Source organism: Flavobacterium lipolyticum, assembly GCF_020905335.1.
Taxonomy (GTDB): Bacteria; Bacteroidota; Bacteroidia; order Flavobacteriales; family Flavobacteriaceae; genus Flavobacterium; species Flavobacterium lipolyticum.
The window spans coordinates 1,912,864-1,930,508 of the sequence record NZ_JAJJMN010000001.1 but is presented as its reverse complement, the minus strand read 5'-3'; the positions used below and the strand labels follow the sequence as shown (position 1 = coordinate 1,930,508).

The following is a 17,645-nucleotide window of genomic DNA, read 5'->3' as shown; positions in this document are numbered from 1 at the left end:
ATGAAAAATTATTTTTGAACCTTCTTTTGCATAATCCCCATTTTAATGCTTTTCATTTAATAATCGGACAGTTAAAAGCGTCTGAAATAACAAAAACAAAATAAATGTTATAAAAAAATTGATTTTTTCAACCATCATCTCGCCACTTTTGTTTTCCAAAATCGGTCTTAAAATTAAATAGGCCAATAACATTTGGCTGGCGGTCCCGAACAGGAAAGCCATTCCGACAATTTCAAAATTCTTCTTTTTTACTACTAATAATATAAGGTATAAAAATGCCGACAGTGCGAAAAAAATCAAATACAAAAAGGCTGTACTATAATAAAAGTTTTGGGTATTAATTTCTAAAACTGAAAAAAGTGCTTTGTGCAATAAGTAAGCCGCCAAAGCAAAAAAGAATAAATATAAAATGGGTTTGTAATTTTTTAAAAGCATTTGATTTTTTTTTGCAAAGATGCAATATTTATTTCAAGCCGTTTAAAAGATGATTTACTTTGTTTTATTGATTTCGTTAACTTGACGAATTACATTGTACAAAGCCAATCCAACTCCAATCATGACAAAAATGGTGTTGTAATCTAATTTTGGACTGGGATGATTTTCATCCAGCCAGGTACCAAAATAGGAAAATAAAAAAATAATAATCCCCATTTGAACGGGAATATTAATGAGCGGAAGCCACTTGTTCCTTTTGTTTTTGTTCGGTTCCTTTTCCATCTTTTAGGGTTACATCTTTAGTATGAGCTAACATGGTACAGGTAGCGGTAAAATTTGCGCCTGGTTCAATAGACAGTTTTCCTATGGCAACTTCTCCATGAATCTGTGCCGATGCTTTTATATTAAGGACTTCTAAAACTTTAATTTTTCCCTGAAATACGCCTTCAATATCAGCATTATTACAAACAATTTCGCCTTTTACAATGCCGGAGGCTCCTATAACCAGTTTGCCCTGCGAAGTAAAATTTCCTATCAATTCTCCGTCCAGTCTAAAATCGTCTTTAGCAACAATGTCTCCTACAATAGAGGTTCCTTCAACTATTCGATTCGTTTTTCCTAAAAGTTCTGTTCCGTTTTTTTTTACTTTATCAAACATGATTATGGTGTTTTGGGGGCTAAGTAGGTATCGAGGTTTTTCTTAATTTGAATCAATTTGTAATTATCACTCGATATGATAATTGCGGGATTCGGTATTTTATACTTTTTATCATCTCTAAAAACTCCTGAAATATCTCTGGCGTATGCCTCTGATTTTAAACCGTGAATCACCACAAAACTTTCAGTTCTATTGTATTTATCAAAAGAAGTTGTCAATCTCTCATAATTTTCAACTAATAAAAAGACTCTGATCGCTTCTTCAATCTTTTGACGGGTTTTAGTGTCGTTATTAGCAACTACATATACAATTTTCCAGTTTTTACTGTCAACTGAAGTAAAATCAAGTTTTTCTAAAACTGGTATTTGCTTTTCTAAAATCTCGCGCGCATTTTTTCCTTCATCACTGTTTGGATAATTATCGGCAACTGATTCTAAACCTTTTTTGTATGCGGTTAAACCATTTACTTTTCCTAAGGTATTGGCTTTTAACAATTCATACTTAGAAACAATTTCATCACCTGAATATTGATTGATCAGATTGTCAATATTATCCAAGACGGTATCAAACTGCTCCTCCTGAAACAATTTATACCATTTTTGGTACTCTTTATCCGGTGATGCTAAATCGCCCGCATTGGTATTGTTCAAAATTTGAGCGTATCGTGAAGTCGGATAATTGTTTGTAATATCTGATTTTATCCTTTCGGCGCGGGCAGGATTTGTAATTTGATATATTTTGTACAAGTTATACATCGCCGGTAAAATCAATTTTTCTTCCGGCTTATTTTTTAATAATTGTTCCAGTTTGTCACTCGCCAGATTGTATTCCTTAAATTTTTCTTTGTAAATAAGTCCTAATTGATAGTACGCAAAATTGCGTTCTACACCAATACTATCGATTGCAGCTTGTGTTTGAGGGAGCTGTTTTTCGTAGAAATCTGTAGTATATTTTTCAATAACTATAGAATCTTTGAGAGTATTTGCCGCATTTTTATTTAAAGTATCATTTAATGCGGCATTATTGGCTGATTTCGCAGCGGCCAATCTCCAGTTGCCTTCTAAAACTCTATTACCCCATAATTTCTTAAACTGTAATTTTCCGTAAGCAACTGTGGTAGGATTGTAAAAATAAAAAGTACTGGTACCGGTACTTGCCGTTTCATTTCCTGGCGGCGGATTAAATGCTCCTATTCCGGGATTAGCCGTTCCAACTGACTGAGGATTAACCGCTGTTGGTCCTCCATTAGCATTTGTATTACGATCGATATTGGCCAGTTTTTCCTTTTCTTTTTCTTCTAAAATTCGTTTCTCCTCGTCTTTTTCTTTGAGAACAGCGATATAATCATTAAAATAATTTTTTCTGTCAGTCGGAGACAAACCATATACTTTTATGATACTATCGTTACGTTTTGCAATTGCTTCGTACTTGATAACGTTGTCCAGATTTTTTCTGTTTTTTTCAATAAAAGCAAACTCTCTGGATTTAGGATCTAATTTTACTAACGTACTGTCATAATATTTGGCAGCGATAGTGTAGTTGGTATTCTTAAAATACATGTCGCCAATATTTCTATAAGTCGACGCTACCAAGTAAGGGTCTTTTGATTTTCTTCCCAATGACCTGTTGTAGAAAACCAAAGCATCCTGTTGCTCCTCATTTTTATCAAAGAAGACTCCCATTTCATAAAATAAAACATCCAAATAAGGTCTGTTTTCACGATCTGCCACTAACTTATTGTACATTTCTAAAAACAAATCCTGATCTCCATTTTTATAATCAAACATTTGCGCCTTTTTTGCATAGGCATGCATCATGTATTTTCGATCCGCTTTTCTGTTCATGTCAATTACACCGTCATAGTAATAGAAGGCGCTGTCTCTTATTCCGGCTTCCTGATACATCTGACCTAAGATAAAACGGTAACGTGCACGGTCTTCATTTATTCTGGTAAACTCCTCAGCGATTTTAAGTTTAGCAACCGCACTGTCCTTTTTTTCCAAATTTAAATACGCTTCTGCCAATAAAGCATTCGCATCCGAAAATGTCTGCTTGTTCAGATCTGTATTTTTTAAGAGCAGATTGATATTTTTTACCGCAATGGCATCATTACCTAAACGCATATTGGTTTTCTCGCGCCAGATTTTCGCAGTATAAATATTACTGCTGTTTGGGTATTTGTACAAAATATAATTGAATGCCTCCAAAGCCGGAATAAACCTCTGATCGTAGTATCTGGCTTTCCCAAGCATTAAATATGCTTCGTCTATTTGTGAATTTCGCTCTCTTCCTCCAATATTCATGGAATGCTTCTGAATCGCTTTTGTAGCCTTGGTCTCCGCTTTTTCGAAATCAGCATTTTTGGGTTTATCCCCTTGTGAAAAATTCTCATCAAACTGCATCTTTTCGATCGGAAGCATTTTCCAGAAGTTATCCTGATTATTCGCATGAACAGCCTTTAATCCTTTGTCAAGACCAATTCCGCCATTGTACAGAATGTTATATTTTGTACTTAGCGCATGGGAATTTCTGGCCAAAAAATTATTTTTCTTGGTAGAACAGGCTATCAAAAAGAATAAAAAAACAATAAAAAAACTATATTTAAGAATATTCTTTTTCAATAGAAAAGAGTTTATATCAATTAACTTCTAAAAAGGATTTTTAGTATATTGACTTGTAAAAATACGCTTCTTTTTGAAATATAGAAACTTATACTGCAAAAAACAACTCCAGTTCTTGTAAGGTTTCTTTTGAAGTTTGAATATCTTTTACAATTTCTCCTTTATTTAAGGCTACTATTCGGTCACAAACCTCTACGGTATGCTGCAAATCATGACTGGAAACCAGCACAGTAACGTTTGGATTATCTGCCAAATCTTTAATAATCTTTTTTAATCGGCTTACCGTTGTCGGATCCAGATTTGCAAAAGGTTCATCTAAAATAACAACTTCAGGGTTACCGATAAGTGTAGCAATGATACCTACTTTCTTCTGATTTCCCTTAGATAAATCTCTCAAATATTTTTTGTTGTTCAGGATTTCTCCGTTAAAAAACTCTTCATGCTGCTGTAATAAGGCATCAATATCGGCTTTGTTCTGGTGACGTAAATCCCCAATAAAATAAAAATATTCCTCAGGAGTTAAATACCCAATCAAAAAACTTTCATCGAGAAAAGATCCTGTGAAGGATTTCCAGTGCTCGTTTGCATTCACCTGAATATTGTTGTTTACTATATTTCCGGTTGAAGGCTGAATCAAATCGAGTAACAAGCTGAAAAAAGTGGTTTTTCCTGCCCCGTTATTTCCTACTAATCCGAAGCTCTGCCCTTTTGGAATTTCAAGATTGTTTATGTTTAAAACTGTTGTATCGTTATATTTTTTTGAAAGTTGGTTTACTTGTATCATTTTTGAAAGTTTAATTGTTGATTTGATTAATCGTTAATTTAATTGATTTCCAATTATATGCTATCAATTTTCTAATTGACACATTTTCTAATTAACTAATTAGTTTTTTTGTTTATAAGCGCTTATAGTGCTGTACTTCTCTATTTTATATCTTTTTTCGATCAGTGAAAATACTTTTTCTTTAAAAGCAAAACCTAAAACTCCGGCACCGGCTACAAGTGCTAATCCTATGGTTTTATTCCCTAAATACAATCCGATTCCATAAAGTCCTAAAGGCACTAATATCTTTGGTAATGTCAGTAGCATTGCATTAACATTAAACGCTTTTTTATCTCCAAAGGCCCCTCCCGCCGAACTCAAATCAATTGGCGTTTTTGTAAAAGCACCGCCCAAAAGTACCAGATGCGAATTGACTCCTATATTGTAAATTGCTCCAACAACAACCGTTAAATAAATTTGCCATCCAAAGAAAAGATAAAAAGACGCCAGTATTGTAGAGATGAAAGTAGCAATAACAATCAGCCACCATTTTGACGTTATGTATCCGCGATACGGAATATTCTGCGTCATCATTAATTGGTAATACGAACTATCCCAACTCGGTACAAATTGTCCGAAGACAAATAAGAATCCACCAGAAACAAATATTCCGGCAAAGATGGTCATCACCTCGGGCTGTTGTTTGTTTCCGAAAAAGATAAGTCCGTAAAACAAAAAGATAAAACTCATTACCAGAGTCGTTTTTGATCTTTTGTTTCTCTTAATCAATTTGATATCGTTTTTAAGAAAGGTTCCTAAAGTCCCGAATTGATTCAGCCACGAAAGGTTTTCAGTGGTAGCGATATCTTCTTTTTGCGAAAGTCCTGCATCTAAAAACAAATTATTCTTGAAATATTTGAAGGTAAACAGATAGAGTCCTATCAGAATCAAAGCAGGAATCAAAAACAATCCTTTTGTTGCATAAAAACCTTGGAAAATTGGCGTTGTAAAACTGGTAATATCAAAGAGTTTATAATACTGAGCGGCTCCTAAAGCGATAATTGCTCCAACAAAAACGACAAACAACTTGTCGATATTACTTAGAATAATATTCAAAAAATTGTTGATATAAATTAAGGAGAATGCCGCTAAAAACCAGAAGATAACTCCCAAAAGATCATACCCTTCTAAAACTAACACTATTGAAAAAGGAATAAAAAACAGTGCATGAACCCAATTGAAAAAAGACAATGCTGTTTTGCCTAATGAAAAATGAACAATGGTCGATTTTCTGAACGGTAGAATCAATAATGGTTTAATATTCAAAACCGGAATTGCCTGCATCAATAAACGAACTACCAGATCGAAAAGAAAATAATAAATCAAAAATTGGTTGATTGTCACCAGAGGCTCCAGTTTCATTTTTTTTAAAATATAGAATGCTCCTATTCCAGCTCCAACAAAAAGCAAGGAAAAATAGACCATTAAAAAACCTAATAAAACTTTCATCACGACACTTGTGCCAAATGATGCAGATCTAACAAAGGCTTTCCATTCCAGATAAATAAACTTTTTAATCATGGTTATTTGTTTTGAGTTTTCTAGTATGTGATCAAATGTAAGAAAACGTTACAAAAAAAGTTAAAAATAATCGTTTAGTGCCTGTCAATTAACTGTCGTTTGCTACTTTTGCATAAAAAATACAATCATGCCTTCATTCTTAAAACTAATAATTAAAGAGGTAAAACGCGAAACTGCCGATGCTGTTTCTGTACTTTTTAATGTTCCCGAAGAACTAAAATCAGACTATAAATTTATAGCCGGACAATACATAAATTTAAAACTAACTCTTGATAACCAAGAGATTCGTCGTGCTTATTCTATTTGTTCTGCACCGGAAAGCAGCGAATTACGCATTGCTGTAAAAGCAGTAAAAAATGGTTTGTTTTCTCAATTTGCCAATACGAAACTTAAGGCTGGAGATGTTCTTGAAGTAGGTCATCCGGAAGGAAAATTTACTTTTGAGCCAGATGCTGAAAGACAAAAAAACTATGCGGCTTTTGTGGCCGGAAGCGGAATTACTCCGGTACTTTCTATTATTAAATCGGTTTTAAAAAGTGAGCCAAAAAGTTCATTTGTATTGGTTTATGGAAACAAAACTCCTGAAGATACTATTTTCCATCAGGAACTACACGATTTACAATTACAGTATGTAGGCCGTTTTTTCATCCATTATGTTTTTAGTCAGGCTAAGGCTGAAAATGCTTTGTTTGGAAGAATTGATAAATCGGCAGTAAATTTTGTACTGAATAACAAACACAAAGAATTACAATTTGACAAATTTTTCTTGTGTGGTCCTGAAGAAATGATCGATACGGTTTCGGCAATTTTAAAGGAAAAGAATGTAAAAGAATCCGCAATTAAATTTGAACTTTTTACTTCTTCTACTCAGGAAAATAAAATCAATACTTCCTTAGAAGGGCATACAAAAATTACGGTTTTGGTTGATGATGACGAAGTTACATTCGAAATGTCTCAAAAGCAAACCATCCTTGATGCCGCTTTAAAACAAGGAATCGACGCGCCATACTCTTGTCAGGGAGGAATTTGCAGCAGCTGTCTGGCTCGTGTAACTTCCGGAAGTGCTGAAATGACTAAAAACTCGATTTTAACGGATAGCGAAATTGCTGAAGGTTTAATTTTAACCTGCCAGGCACATCCTACTTCAGAGTCTATTTATGTAGATTATGATGATGTTTAATCGTTAAAATCTCAAAATATTCAAATTCCAAATCCCAAACTTACAATTGGGATTTGGAATTTTTTTTGTTTTATAATTATTAGCAATCTTTGTAAAATTTGAATTTGGAACTTAAAATTTACGTTATGAAATCTGTACAGGAAATTTTTAAAAATAAAGAATATCTTCTAGAAGAACCTGAAGTTGAAAAACTTGTGGAATATTGTGAAGAACTTCAGGATGAACTTATAGAATTTAAATTTCAGAAGACAAACAATAAAGAACTCGCCATGCTGGATATGCTTAAAGAAGTTATAAAAGGCTGCGATGCTGTCGAAAAAGAACAAATGGAACATGAACGATTTGGTTATGAAGCACCAAATTATCAAGTCACAATTTCGAATCTAAAAAGTTATATTTATAGCAGATGCCGGGATGAAAAAATTTGGCTCTAATTACAATTACAATAAAAGCATTTTTTCGATAAAATATTGCTGAATTTTTATTATATTAGAGGTAAAATTATAGCAATCACAATCTCATATGTTTTTGTGTAGATATGTAGGGCTAAATCGAATTTGTCAACACGTTTAAATCTTAAATATTATGACAATACATCACTTACTTCGTTTATCATTTATAGCACTTTTTGTAATAACAGCTCTTTTTTGTATCTACTTTATAATTAAGAAACAACAAAATAAAAAAGGTCCCAAATTGCTTACCAAAGAAAAATATAGTGCAACAATGATTGGTAAAATGACTGAAATAAATGTTTCTGAGAAGAATACTTTTAATATCTGGCCCTACATAAGCAAATTAAAAGCGGCTAAAATACTATCGAATAAAATTAAAGAGTCACAATTGGTGCACAAAATCTACAGAAATTCAACGGAAGATTTTGAGCACATTTTATTGTCTACAGAAAAAGAAAATCATTTTGTTGTAATCGTTGCTAATAAAAACAAAAAGAAAACAGTTGGCTACTTTCTTTATGATTTAAATGGATTATATGCTTAATTGAATCTTCTTGACTATATCTTTGGGCGAAATCGATCTCATAGCGTCTTCATAACCTTCAACGATTTTGTTTCCATAAACAGATGTTGGTAATTTAGGATATTGATTTCTGTCTGAAATCAAAGCATTTTCCATTGTTTGTCCGAATGGTAAAAATCCCGCATACGGATGTGTAGCACCCCAAAGTGTAATGACTTTTACTCCCAGCATTGCCGCAATATGTGCATTTCCGGAATCCATAGAAAGCATTACGTCTAAATTACTAATGAGTTGTAATTCCTGTTGAAATTTAATTTTTCCAGCCACATTAACTACATTTTCAAAGGATTGTGCAAACGAATCCAGGATTTCAATTTCTTTCTTTCCTCCACCAAAAAGTAAAATGGTATACGTTTTATTTTCCGCCAATTTTGCAATTACTTCCTGCATTAAATCTTGTGGATATACTTTGGAATTGTATTGTGCGAAGGGTGCAATCCCAATTAATTTTTGGTTTTGATCGCCAATAATTTCTAAAATATCCGGGCTTAATTTTGCTTTTTGCGGGAATTCAGGATTTGATATGTCTAAAGGAAAACCAAGTTTTTCAAATACTTTTGCATGCCTTTCAAACATGGTTGGCAATTGTGCAAAAATTTTATTCTCGGCACGGGTTAATTCTTTTTTACCTTCACGTCCTTTGTCCACTGTGGCTCTTTTTTTTCCGCTTAAAGCAAAAAGGAGACTTACAATTTTGGATCTCAGAACATTATGAAGGTCTGCAAAAGCATCGATTTTGAGTTTTTTTACATCACTGTATAATCTAAGTAGCCCTGCAAATCCTTTGTGACGCTGCTTTTCATCAAAAGCAAAAAACTCAAGATTCGGGATTCCTTCAAAAAATGGTTTAAAAAACGGTCGTGAAATAACGGTGATTTTAACCGTTGGATACTGCTTCACAAAAGTGCGTAAAACAGGAACCGTCATGGCTACATCTCCCATTGCGGATAGTCTCATGACGGCTATATGCTTTATTGTATTGGACAACTCTGCCAAATTATTTTTTATTTTGATATAAAACAGGATTCAATTCATCGTCATTGTACATTTTCATTTGTTTGTACACTTTCATGAATTTATCTCCATTTTCAATGTCAGTCAATAAATCATCAATTGCAGTCGATAAGTCACTTCTTTGTTCTAAAAGTACATTTAATTTCTCCTGACATTTATCTCTGTGCTCTTGTGAAGCTTCAGCACGAGTAGCTTCTTCATGCATGTGATAAATTTTTAACGCTAAAATAGACAATCTATCAAAAGCCCAAGCAGGACTTTCGGAATTGATTTTTGCACCATCTTTTACTTTTACATCGCTGTATTTTTGCAAAAAGTAGCTGTCAATGTATTCCACCATATCTGTACGTTCCTGGTTTGAGGCATCAATTCTTCTTTTCAGAGTCAAAGCCGCTACCGGATCAATTTGCGGATCACGGATAATATCCTCAAAATGCCATTGAACAGTGTCAATCCAGTTTTTTAAATACAATAAATGCTCAAACTTATCCTTTGGGTAAGGATTGTTTATAGGTTGATCAACATTATCAAATTGGTGATAATCTTTGATGCTTTGTTCGAAAACAGAATATGCTAATTTTGAAAACATGTCTTTATTTATTAGAGACACAAAGATACTTTTTATACTTTTATGGTGTGAAGAAAACGATTAATTTTTCGTTATTGCACTACAATCTATCCATAATTCTAAAAATTCAGTATGAAAATTCATTATATCTCCAAAAATAACAGCGTATTAAATCACTTTTTAGGCCAAATCAGAAATGTTAATGTTCAGAACGACAGCATGCGTTTCCGAAGAAATATTGAACGAATTGGCGAAATTATGGCTTATGAACTGAGTAAGGATCTGGCTTATAAAAATGTTGAAATTCAAACTCCGCTTGGCATTAAAAATACGACTGAAATAGAGAGTGATTTAGTTTTATGTTCCATTTTAAGAGCTGGTTTACCGTTGCATAACGGTTTTTTAAATTACTTTGACCATGCGGAGAATAGTTTTGTTTCGGCTTGCCGATACCATCCAAATAACGATGCCGAATTCGAAATTCGGGTTGAATACCAAGCTGTTTCAAACATAAACGACAAGACTGTTTTACTTCTTGATCCAATGTTGGCAACGGGTCAGTCGATTGTTGCTGTTCACGAAAAGCTAATTCAAAATGCCACTCCAAAAGAGATTCATATTGTTGTAGTTATTGCTGCGCCAGAAGGTGTTGCTTTTCTGGAAGAAAATCTTCCGGAAAACTGTCATTTATGGGTCGCTTCTTTAGACGAAAAGCTAAATGAAAAAAATTATATCGTTCCGGGTCTTGGCGATGCCGGAGATCTTGCTTATGGAAGTAAATTATAATTGAGAAAAAAATGTAAATAAACTGCACAAAATCAATACATAAAAAACAATTTCGTTATTGAGTTTTTGCTGCATATACTCTACATGACTTGCTGCCATGATCGTCAAAGGCGCAACACTAAAAAAGAGCAAATCGTTACTTTTATCCGGCGATAGAATATAAACAAAGGCTGCAATAAAGAAACAAGCTACTACTTTTTTGTATGAAGAATGCACTATTTGTGGTCGATTTGATAATGTGGTCAGCATCGAAACTACAAAAAATAAGGCTACGGCCACATAGATTGAAAGTGCTCCATTTTCATAATTGCTCTTAAAATAATCAATATTAAAATCGATTACGGCACGTTCCTGAAAAAAATCTGTGATGTCGATATGGAAAATTAAAGAGACCAATAAAAAGATTATGGACACTGCCACAAGTGCTATAAAAGGTAAAATCCAGTTTCTATAATCTCTGGAAACATGGAAAACTATCGAGATAAAAACTAAAATCAGGAAAAGAATACACCAAAATTGAAACAAAGAAGCTATTAAAATCCAAAATGATGCATCAAATATTTTTTCTTTAGAAGCTTTCAACGACTGTAGCGAAATCAATCTTCGAAGTGCCAGAAGTATAAAAAAGTTACCATATATTACATTGGAATTGTTGAATATTGTGGGGAAAAACAATAGAAACAATAAGTAAAAAAATATCGCGTATCCATTGTCTTTACTGAGTCCGTTCTTTTTTACGATAAAATTTATCAGGAAAAATGAGGCCAAAATAAAGCACAACAAGCTCACTTTTTGGAATGCCAAAAAATAAGATGTTATCCAGGAAGGTTCCTGAATTTGAAACAAAAAAAAGAAAACCAGTATTAAAATTACGACCAATGAATAATTTAATGGTGTAGATTTTTTAAAAACACTTGTTATCATAAGGATATTTTATACTTTTGTGATTGTAAATATAATACTTGTTTAAAAAGGAAAACCAACAAGTTGAAAAAAGATTCTGCTAACAGACTTCTGGTTTCAATGCGTTACACAACAATAAATAACATATAATTTTATAAAATTATGACAGCTTTTTTTGAAGGAATACAGTACTTATTCGTTAACATTTTATTCGCACCGCTTGATTTTTTACGTCGTTTGGAACTTGTTACATGGTTTGGTGCTAATACTATCAACTGGATTTTTATGATCATCTGTTCATGCGCAATCGTTTATTGGATTAAACAATTACGCATTTTTGATGATGCCGGAACAGAAAACCAAGATACTACGGCTCACTCTTTTTTAAAGTAAGTCGAAGCCGATATCTTTTCTAAAATACATCTTATCAAAGCTTAGTTTATCTATGTTTTGATAAGATTTTTTTATGGCCTGTTGGAAATCGTCTCCATAAGAAGTTACCGTTAATACTCGTCCTCCATTACTCACGATACTATCGTTTTCTAATTTTGTACCTGCATGAAAAACAATAGAATCTTCAATATTTTCTAAACCGCTAATTACTTTTCCTTTTTCAAATTCTTCAGGATATCCACCAGAAACCACCATAATGGTAGTTGCACTTCTTGGATCAACTTTTAATTCGAATGTATCTAATTTTTGATTGGCTACCGAAAGAAACAATTCCACTAAATCAGATTCTAATCTCGGTACTACCACTTCAGTCTCAGGATCTCCCATTCTTACGTTGTACTCAATTACAATCGGTTCATTTTTTACATTGATCAAACCAATAAATACGAATCCTTTATACTCAATTCCATCCTTCTGAAATCCTTCGATAGTTGGTTTTACGATACGTGTTTCAATTTTTTCCATCAAAACAGCGTCAACATAAGGAACCGGAGAAACAGCTCCCATTCCACCTGTATTTAAACCTGTATCGCCTTCACCAATACGTTTGTAATCTTTTGCTGTTGGAAGGATTTTATAGCTTTTCCCATCAGTCAAAACAAAACAGCTTAATTCAATTCCGTCCAAAAATTCTTCGATTACCACTTTTGAACTCGCTGCTCCGAATTTTTCGTGAACCAGCATGTTTCTCAATTCTGTTTTAGCTTCTTCTAAATCCTGAATAATCAAAACTCCCTTTCCTGCAGCCAAACCATCAGCCTTTAAAACGTATGGAGGTTGTAATGTTTCTAAAAAAGCACATCCGTTCTCTACCGTTTCAGCCGTAAAACTGTCGTAAGCAGCAGTTGGAATATTATGTTTCATTAAAAACTCTTTAGCAAACTCTTTACTTCCTTCTAACTGAGCTCCCAATTTTGATGGCCCAATAACCGGAATATGTTGTAAGCTCTCATCGTTTTTAAAATAATCGTAAATCCCTTTAACCAAAGGATCTTCCGGGCCTACGACTACCATTTTTACATTCTCCTGAATTACAAATGCTTTGATTGCATCAAAATCTGTTGGAGACATTGCAACATTTGTAGCAATTGCCGACGTTCCAGCATTTCCAGGTGCAACAAAAAGTTTTTCGCAAAGCGGACTCTGAGTCATTTTCCAGGCAAAAGCATGTTCTCTTCCGCCCGATCCCAATAGTAAAATTGTCATGGTGTAGTTGTATTTAGTTGTGGTGCAAAAATAATTGCTTTTACACGTAAAAAATAATTAAATCTTAAAAAGTTATTGATTGTTCTCTGTTAGTAATTTGATAGTATTATTTTTGACGAAAATTAGCTCTTCAAATGATTTCTCTTTTCGATATTTCGCTGCAATTAAATGGTTTTCCGATAAAGAAAGCCAAAACGCAATTGGATGAAATCCGAAATTTATCGGAAGAACAGTATACACATTTTCTTCAGAACAGAAAAGAAGAAATCGTAGCTTTTCATTTGAAAAACAATTCTTTCTATCAGGAATTGGCTGGAGGCAATACTAAATTGGAATGGGAAAATTTACCCATCCTTAACAAACAAAATTTACAAAAACCACTGGAAGAAAGGCTTTCAAAAGGCTACACCTTAAAAAATGTGTACCTCAACAAAACTTCCGGATCCAGTGGAACTCCTTTTGTTTTTGCCAAAGATAAACATTGCCATTCCCTGACCTGGACTTCCATTTTTATGCGTTTTGGCTGGTACGATATCGATTTTAATCGCTCGTATCAGGCTCGATTCTATGGTATTCCGATGAATTTTACCGGATATTATAAAGAACGAATTAAAGATTTTCTGACTCATCGTTTCCGATTTCCGGTTTTCGATCTATCTGATGGCGTTCTGGAAAAGTTTTTGCAAAAATTCAAAACTAAAAAATTTGATTATATCAACGGTTACACGAGTTCGATTGTTTTATTTGCTAAGTATTTAGAGCAAAAAAATCTTATCTTAAAAGAAGTTTGTCCCTCTTTAAAAGCTTGTTTTGTTACTTCGGAAATGCTTTTCGAATCCGATAAAAAACTTTTAGAAAAACAATTCGGAATTCCAGTTATCAATGAATACGGCGCTTCAGAACTCGATTTGATTGCTTTTGAAAACTTAAAAGGCGAATGGCAGGTCAATTCAGAAACACTTTTTGTAGAAATTTTAGATGAAAACAATCAGATTCTTCCCTATGGAAAAGAAGGCAGGATTGTGATTACATCTTTGTTCAATAAGGCACATCCCTTTATCAGATATGATATTGGCGATATCGGAATTCTGGATGAAAAAAGTACTCCGCAGAAACCCATTCTAAAAAAACTTATTGGAAGGACCAATGATATTGCTCTCTTACCAAGCGGAAAAAAAGCACCGGGCTTAACCTTTTATTATGTAACCAAAAGCATTATTGAAGACGATGGAAACGTTAAAGAATTTATCATCAAACAAATGCAATTAGATTCTTTTGAAATCGAGTATGTAAGTGATATTGAATTAAATGCATCTCAAATTGAAAAAATAGAAAAGGCAATTACGGTATATTTAGAACCTAATCTAACTTTCAGCTTTACCCGAAAAACAGTTTTAAACAGAAGTAAAAGTGGAAAATTAAAACAATTCAAATCTTACCTTTAAATATAAATAAAATCTTACATTTGTTTTTTTTTAATGTAAACTTATGGAAGATCAATCTTTACTTTCTGAAGAAACTATTTCTAACAAAATATATTATATCCGCAATCAAAAAGTGATGTTGGATAGTGATTTGGCGCTACTTTATGATGTGGAAACAAAAAGATTAAATGAACAGGTAAAAAGAAATTTATCTCGCTTTCCTAAAGATTTCATGTTTCAACTTACTGAAAACGAATTTGAAAACTTGAAGTCGCAAATTGCGACTTCAAGTTGGGGCGGAAGCAGAAAATTACCTTTTGTTTTCACTGAACATGGGGTAATGATGTTATCTAGCGTTCTAAAAAGCGATAAAGCCATTCAAACCAATATTCAGATCATGCGCATTTTCACCAAAGTGAGAGAAATGCTGCTGGATACAGCTGAAATTAAAGTGGATATTCTTCAGATTCAAAAGAAGTTAGAAAATCAGGATAAAAATATCGAATTGGTTTTTTCCTATTTAGATGAATTAACGGAGAAAAAAGAAGACGGAAATGAAAGAGTGAAAATTAGTTATAAAAAATAAGCAAATTCACAGTTCATTATTTAAGAAATTATTCCATTCTGATTAAATTCCAATTTAAACTTTACTTTTGCCGAAAGAATGTTTTTAGAAAGAATCTAATAGTCCCATGAAAATCACCCTAATCGCAGGTGCAAGACCTAATTTTATAAAAATAGCACCCCTTATTAATGCTATAAAAGACAAGCAAAATCAAGGTTTTGATGTTTCCTTTCGTTTGGTTCACACAGGGCAGCATTACGATAAAAACTTAAGTGATACCTTTTTCGAAGAATTAAATATTCCAAAACCAAATGTAAATCTGGAAGTAAAAAGCGGCTCTCAGGCCGAACAAACTGCCGCAATTATGATTGCTTTTGAGAAAGAATTACTTCAAAATCCAACTGATTTAGTTTTGGTTGTTGGCGACGTAAACTCGACGATGGCTTGTTCGATTGTGGCTAAAAAATGTCATACAAGAGTAGCACACGTTGAAGCGGGAATTCGTTCCGGAGATTTAACAATGCCGGAAGAAATCAATAGAATGCTGACAGACAGCATTACGGATTACTTTTTTACGACCTCCAAATCCGCCTCAGAAAATTTATTAAAACTAGGATCAAATCCTGAAAACGTGCATTTTGTAGGAAATGTTATGATCGATACTTTATACCAAAACATCAATAGAATTTCGGCTCCGGATTTTTGGGAAGAACATCAGCTTAGTGAAAAAAACTACATTGTTCTAACCTTACATCGTCCGGGAAATGTAGATGAAGTTTCTTCTCTTATTGCTTTACTACATGGAATTGATGATTTGGCAAATAACAAAAAAATATTGTTTCCTATTCATCCCAGAACACAGGCTATCTTAAGTGAAAGCTCAGCTAAGTTTAAAAATATCCTCTTTGTTGCTCCACAAAGCTACCTGAATTTCATGTATTTAATACAAAACAGTTTTGCCGTTATTACGGATAGCGGTGGTATTTCTGAGGAAACAACTGTAATGGGAATTCCTTGTTTTACCATGCGAAATAATACTGAGCGTCCTGAAACCGAGACCATTGGTTCAAATACTATTGTTGGAACGTCATTAGAAAATTTACAAAAAGTATACGGTTCATTTTTAAAAAATGGTCCCAAGAAAAGTGGTGTTCCGGATTTATGGGATGGAAAAGCATCTGAACGAATTATTTCAATTTTATTGGCTAAAAAATAATGAAGGATATTCTAATCATATCAAACTATTATCCACCCGAAAAAGGTGCAGCGGCCAATAGAATAGAACAACTGGCTTTAAAATTGGATCAAAATGGTTATGAAGTTTCGGTAATTTCTCCTCTTCCAAATTATCCAAAAGGCGAATTATTTCCGGAATACAAAGGCCGGTTTTCTGTTACCGAAAAAATCCAGAATATTACCTTAAAACGACTTTGGATCTATCCGAGTAATAGTTCGAACATCTTTAAACGAATTGTCTCGACATTGTCGTTTTCCAGCACTTTGTTTTTTTATTTATTGTTTGCCAAAACACCTAAAAAAGTAATTGTACAATCTCCTCCACTATTACTTTCGTTTGTTTCTGTTTTTGTGCTTTGGATTAAGAGTAAAACAATCCTTTTGAATGTTTCAGATCTTTGGCCAACTGCCGCTATCGAACTGCAAGTATTAAAGAAAAACAGTATTTCACACCGGATTTTGCTTTTTATTGAACGTTTTATTTACCAAAAAGCAACGCATATTTTTGGGCAATCTAATGAAATCATTACCCATATTCATTCCGTCTTTCCCGAAAAAAAATGTTTTCTATATCGTAATTATCCGGATCATTTTGTGGAAGATCTCCTCGAAGAAAAAGACAATTCAAGTGAACCTATTAAACTATTCTACGCCGGATTACTAGGTGTTGCTCAAGGGGTTTTTGAACTTATTCAGCAATTGAATTTAGAAAATGACAACATCGAACTGCATATTTTTGGTGATGGTGCCGAGAAAACTCAAATTGTGAATTACCTCAACCAAAATCCAACTAAAAAAATTGTTTTTCACGGAATGTTAGAACGAAACGTTTTGCATGAAACTTTGAAAAATTTAGATATTGCCCTTGTTCCGCTCAAGACAAGAATCTACGGATCTGTTCCGTCCAAAATATTTGAATATAGTGCTTTAGGATTTCCTATACTTTACTATGGAGGTGGCGAAGGTGAAAATATTGTAGAAGAGAATACCCTTGGTTGGGTAGTCCCTGTTGAAGATTTCCAACAATTAAATACAACTTTAGGAACAATCTCGACACTAGGTAAAGCAGAAATACAGAAGATGAAAAAGGCTATTTTTCTTCATGCCAAAAGTCATTTTAATTTGGACCAGCAAATGAAGGAACTCATCGAAAAGAATGCTTTTTAAGTAACTTAATAAAAAACGGGCAATTATTCTGGAAATAATTGCCCGTT

The 17,645-nt window shown here is 33.4% G+C and carries 18 protein-coding genes; 9 read left to right on the top strand and 9 right to left on the bottom strand.

The annotated features are described in order from the left end of the window. Positions 1-489 precede the first annotated feature (489 nt). The 5 genes from LNQ34_RS08510 to LNQ34_RS08490 all read right to left on the bottom strand — a co-directional run bounded on the left by LNQ34_RS08510 (position 490) and on the right by LNQ34_RS08490 (position 6,058). Positions 490-717 carry an AtpZ/AtpI family protein gene (locus tag LNQ34_RS08510; RefSeq protein WP_202700912.1) on the bottom strand — a complete coding sequence of 76 codons (228 nt, stop codon included), beginning with the start codon at positions 715-717 and terminating at the stop codon, positions 490-492. Further along, the gene (locus LNQ34_RS08505) at positions 665-1,093 is read right to left on the bottom strand and encodes a bactofilin family protein (protein ID WP_202700910.1); all 429 of its coding nucleotides are present in this window, start codon (positions 1,091-1,093) and stop codon (positions 665-667) included. The genes LNQ34_RS08510 and LNQ34_RS08505 overlap by 53 nt, the downstream gene beginning before the upstream one ends. Before the next feature lie 2 nt (positions 1,094-1,095). After that, entirely contained in the window at positions 1,096-3,714 is a 2,619-nt protein-coding gene (porW, locus tag LNQ34_RS08500; protein WP_229999247.1) for a type IX secretion system periplasmic lipoprotein PorW/SprE, read from the bottom strand. Positions 3,715-3,802: 88 nt separating this feature from the next. Then, a complete protein-coding gene (locus LNQ34_RS08495) occupies positions 3,803-4,498 on the bottom strand; it encodes an ABC transporter ATP-binding protein (RefSeq protein WP_202700906.1) in 696 nt (231 codons plus the stop codon). 99 nt (positions 4,499-4,597) lie between these two features. Further along, positions 4,598-6,058: a DUF5687 family protein gene (locus LNQ34_RS08490; protein WP_229999245.1), complete on the bottom strand. Its 1,461-nt coding sequence runs from the start codon at positions 6,056-6,058 to the stop codon at positions 4,598-4,600. A 127-nt stretch (positions 6,059-6,185) separates the two neighbouring features. Here LNQ34_RS08490 and LNQ34_RS08485 point away from each other — a divergent pair, with 127 nt between their 5' ends. From LNQ34_RS08485 to LNQ34_RS08475, 3 genes are all read left to right on the top strand, one after another. After that, positions 6,186-7,238 (top strand): ferredoxin--NADP reductase, encoded by a 1,053-nt coding sequence (locus LNQ34_RS08485; RefSeq protein ID WP_202700902.1) that lies wholly within the window; start codon positions 6,186-6,188, stop codon positions 7,236-7,238. Between the two features lie 125 nt (positions 7,239-7,363). Beyond that, positions 7,364-7,672 (top strand): hypothetical protein, encoded by a 309-nt coding sequence (locus LNQ34_RS08480; RefSeq protein ID WP_202700900.1) that lies wholly within the window; start codon positions 7,364-7,366, stop codon positions 7,670-7,672. Between the two features lie 151 nt (positions 7,673-7,823). After that, complete coding sequence (locus LNQ34_RS08475; protein WP_229999244.1) at positions 7,824-8,237, top strand: hypothetical protein; 414 nt, start codon at positions 7,824-7,826, stop codon at positions 8,235-8,237. On the opposite strand, the gene LNQ34_RS08470 is transcribed toward LNQ34_RS08475, so the two are convergent. Both LNQ34_RS08470 and LNQ34_RS08465 read right to left on the bottom strand, forming a co-directional pair. Beyond that, positions 8,226-9,233: a glycosyltransferase family 9 protein gene (locus LNQ34_RS08470; RefSeq protein ID WP_229999242.1), complete on the bottom strand. Its 1,008-nt coding sequence runs from the start codon at positions 9,231-9,233 to the stop codon at positions 8,226-8,228. The genes LNQ34_RS08475 and LNQ34_RS08470 overlap by 12 nt on opposite strands. Before the next feature lie 40 nt (positions 9,234-9,273). Then, on the bottom strand, positions 9,274-9,879 hold the full coding sequence (locus LNQ34_RS08465; protein WP_202700896.1) for a DUF4254 domain-containing protein: 606 nt from the start codon (positions 9,877-9,879) through the stop codon (positions 9,274-9,276). 111 nt (positions 9,880-9,990) lie between these two features. Here LNQ34_RS08465 and upp point away from each other — a divergent pair, with 111 nt between their 5' ends. After that, positions 9,991-10,644 carry a uracil phosphoribosyltransferase gene (gene upp, locus LNQ34_RS08460; protein ID WP_017496857.1) on the top strand — a complete coding sequence of 218 codons (654 nt, stop codon included), beginning with the start codon at positions 9,991-9,993 and terminating at the stop codon, positions 10,642-10,644. On the opposite strand, the gene LNQ34_RS08455 is transcribed toward upp, so the two are convergent. Further along, positions 10,639-11,568: a DUF6427 family protein gene (locus LNQ34_RS08455; RefSeq protein ID WP_202700895.1), complete on the bottom strand. Its 930-nt coding sequence runs from the start codon at positions 11,566-11,568 to the stop codon at positions 10,639-10,641. The two genes, upp and LNQ34_RS08455, sit on opposite strands and share 6 nt — an antisense overlap. A gap of 141 nt (positions 11,569-11,709) precedes the next feature. Here LNQ34_RS08455 and LNQ34_RS08450 point away from each other — a divergent pair, with 141 nt between their 5' ends. Continuing rightward, entirely contained in the window at positions 11,710-11,940 is a 231-nt protein-coding gene (locus tag LNQ34_RS08450) for a DUF6341 family protein (protein WP_017496855.1), read from the top strand. On the opposite strand, the gene purD is transcribed toward LNQ34_RS08450, so the two are convergent. Beyond that, a complete protein-coding gene (gene purD, locus LNQ34_RS08445; protein WP_202700894.1) occupies positions 11,932-13,206 on the bottom strand; it encodes a phosphoribosylamine--glycine ligase in 1,275 nt (424 codons plus the stop codon). The two genes, LNQ34_RS08450 and purD, sit on opposite strands and share 9 nt — an antisense overlap. A gap of 134 nt (positions 13,207-13,340) precedes the next feature. Between purD and LNQ34_RS08440 the strand changes: the two genes are divergently transcribed. From LNQ34_RS08440 to LNQ34_RS08425, 4 genes are all read left to right on the top strand, one after another. Further along, entirely contained in the window at positions 13,341-14,651 is a 1,311-nt protein-coding gene (locus LNQ34_RS08440) for a phenylacetate--CoA ligase family protein (protein ID WP_229999241.1), read from the top strand. A 43-nt stretch (positions 14,652-14,694) separates the two neighbouring features. Next, entirely contained in the window at positions 14,695-15,216 is a 522-nt protein-coding gene (locus LNQ34_RS08435; protein ID WP_202700892.1) for an ORF6N domain-containing protein, read from the top strand. Positions 15,217-15,322: 106 nt separating this feature from the next. After that, entirely contained in the window at positions 15,323-16,411 is a 1,089-nt protein-coding gene (gene wecB / locus LNQ34_RS08430) for a non-hydrolyzing UDP-N-acetylglucosamine 2-epimerase (RefSeq protein WP_202700891.1), read from the top strand. After that, on the top strand, positions 16,411-17,598 hold the full coding sequence (locus LNQ34_RS08425; RefSeq protein ID WP_229999239.1) for a glycosyltransferase family 4 protein: 1,188 nt from the start codon (positions 16,411-16,413) through the stop codon (positions 17,596-17,598). The genes wecB and LNQ34_RS08425 overlap by 1 nt, the downstream gene beginning before the upstream one ends. Positions 17,599-17,645 lie beyond the last annotated feature (47 nt).

Coding starts and splice junctions, on each gene's coding strand:
- LNQ34_RS08510 (WP_202700912.1), bottom strand. CDS start 717: ATGGAAAAGGAACCGAACAAAAACAAAAGGAACAAGTGGCTTCCGCTC.
- LNQ34_RS08505 (WP_202700910.1), bottom strand. CDS start 1,093: ATGTTTGATAAAGTAAAAAAAAACGGAACAGAACTTTTAGGAAAAACG.
- LNQ34_RS08495 (WP_202700906.1), bottom strand. CDS start 4,498: ATGATACAAGTAAACCAACTTTCAAAAAAATATAACGATACAACAGTT.
- LNQ34_RS08490 (WP_229999245.1), bottom strand. CDS start 6,058: ATGATTAAAAAGTTTATTTATCTGGAATGGAAAGCCTTTGTTAGATCT.
- LNQ34_RS08485 (WP_202700902.1), top strand. CDS start 6,186: ATGCCTTCATTCTTAAAACTAATAATTAAAGAGGTAAAACGCGAAACT.
- LNQ34_RS08480 (WP_202700900.1), top strand. CDS start 7,364: ATGAAATCTGTACAGGAAATTTTTAAAAATAAAGAATATCTTCTAGAA.
- LNQ34_RS08475 (WP_229999244.1), top strand. CDS start 7,824: ATGACAATACATCACTTACTTCGTTTATCATTTATAGCACTTTTTGTA.
- LNQ34_RS08470 (WP_229999242.1), bottom strand. CDS start 9,233: ATGAGACTATCCGCAATGGGAGATGTAGCCATGACGGTTCCTGTTTTA.
- LNQ34_RS08465 (WP_202700896.1), bottom strand. CDS start 9,879: ATGTTTTCAAAATTAGCATATTCTGTTTTCGAACAAAGCATCAAAGAT.
- upp (WP_017496857.1), top strand. CDS start 9,991: ATGAAAATTCATTATATCTCCAAAAATAACAGCGTATTAAATCACTTT.
- LNQ34_RS08455 (WP_202700895.1), bottom strand. CDS start 11,568: ATGATAACAAGTGTTTTTAAAAAATCTACACCATTAAATTATTCATTG.
- LNQ34_RS08450 (WP_017496855.1), top strand. CDS start 11,710: ATGACAGCTTTTTTTGAAGGAATACAGTACTTATTCGTTAACATTTTA.
- purD (WP_202700894.1), bottom strand. CDS start 13,206: ATGACAATTTTACTATTGGGATCGGGCGGAAGAGAACATGCTTTTGCC.
- LNQ34_RS08440 (WP_229999241.1), top strand. CDS start 13,341: ATGATTTCTCTTTTCGATATTTCGCTGCAATTAAATGGTTTTCCGATA.
- LNQ34_RS08435 (WP_202700892.1), top strand. CDS start 14,695: ATGGAAGATCAATCTTTACTTTCTGAAGAAACTATTTCTAACAAAATA.
- wecB (WP_202700891.1), top strand. CDS start 15,323: ATGAAAATCACCCTAATCGCAGGTGCAAGACCTAATTTTATAAAAATA.
- LNQ34_RS08425 (WP_229999239.1), top strand. CDS start 16,411: ATGAAGGATATTCTAATCATATCAAACTATTATCCACCCGAAAAAGGT.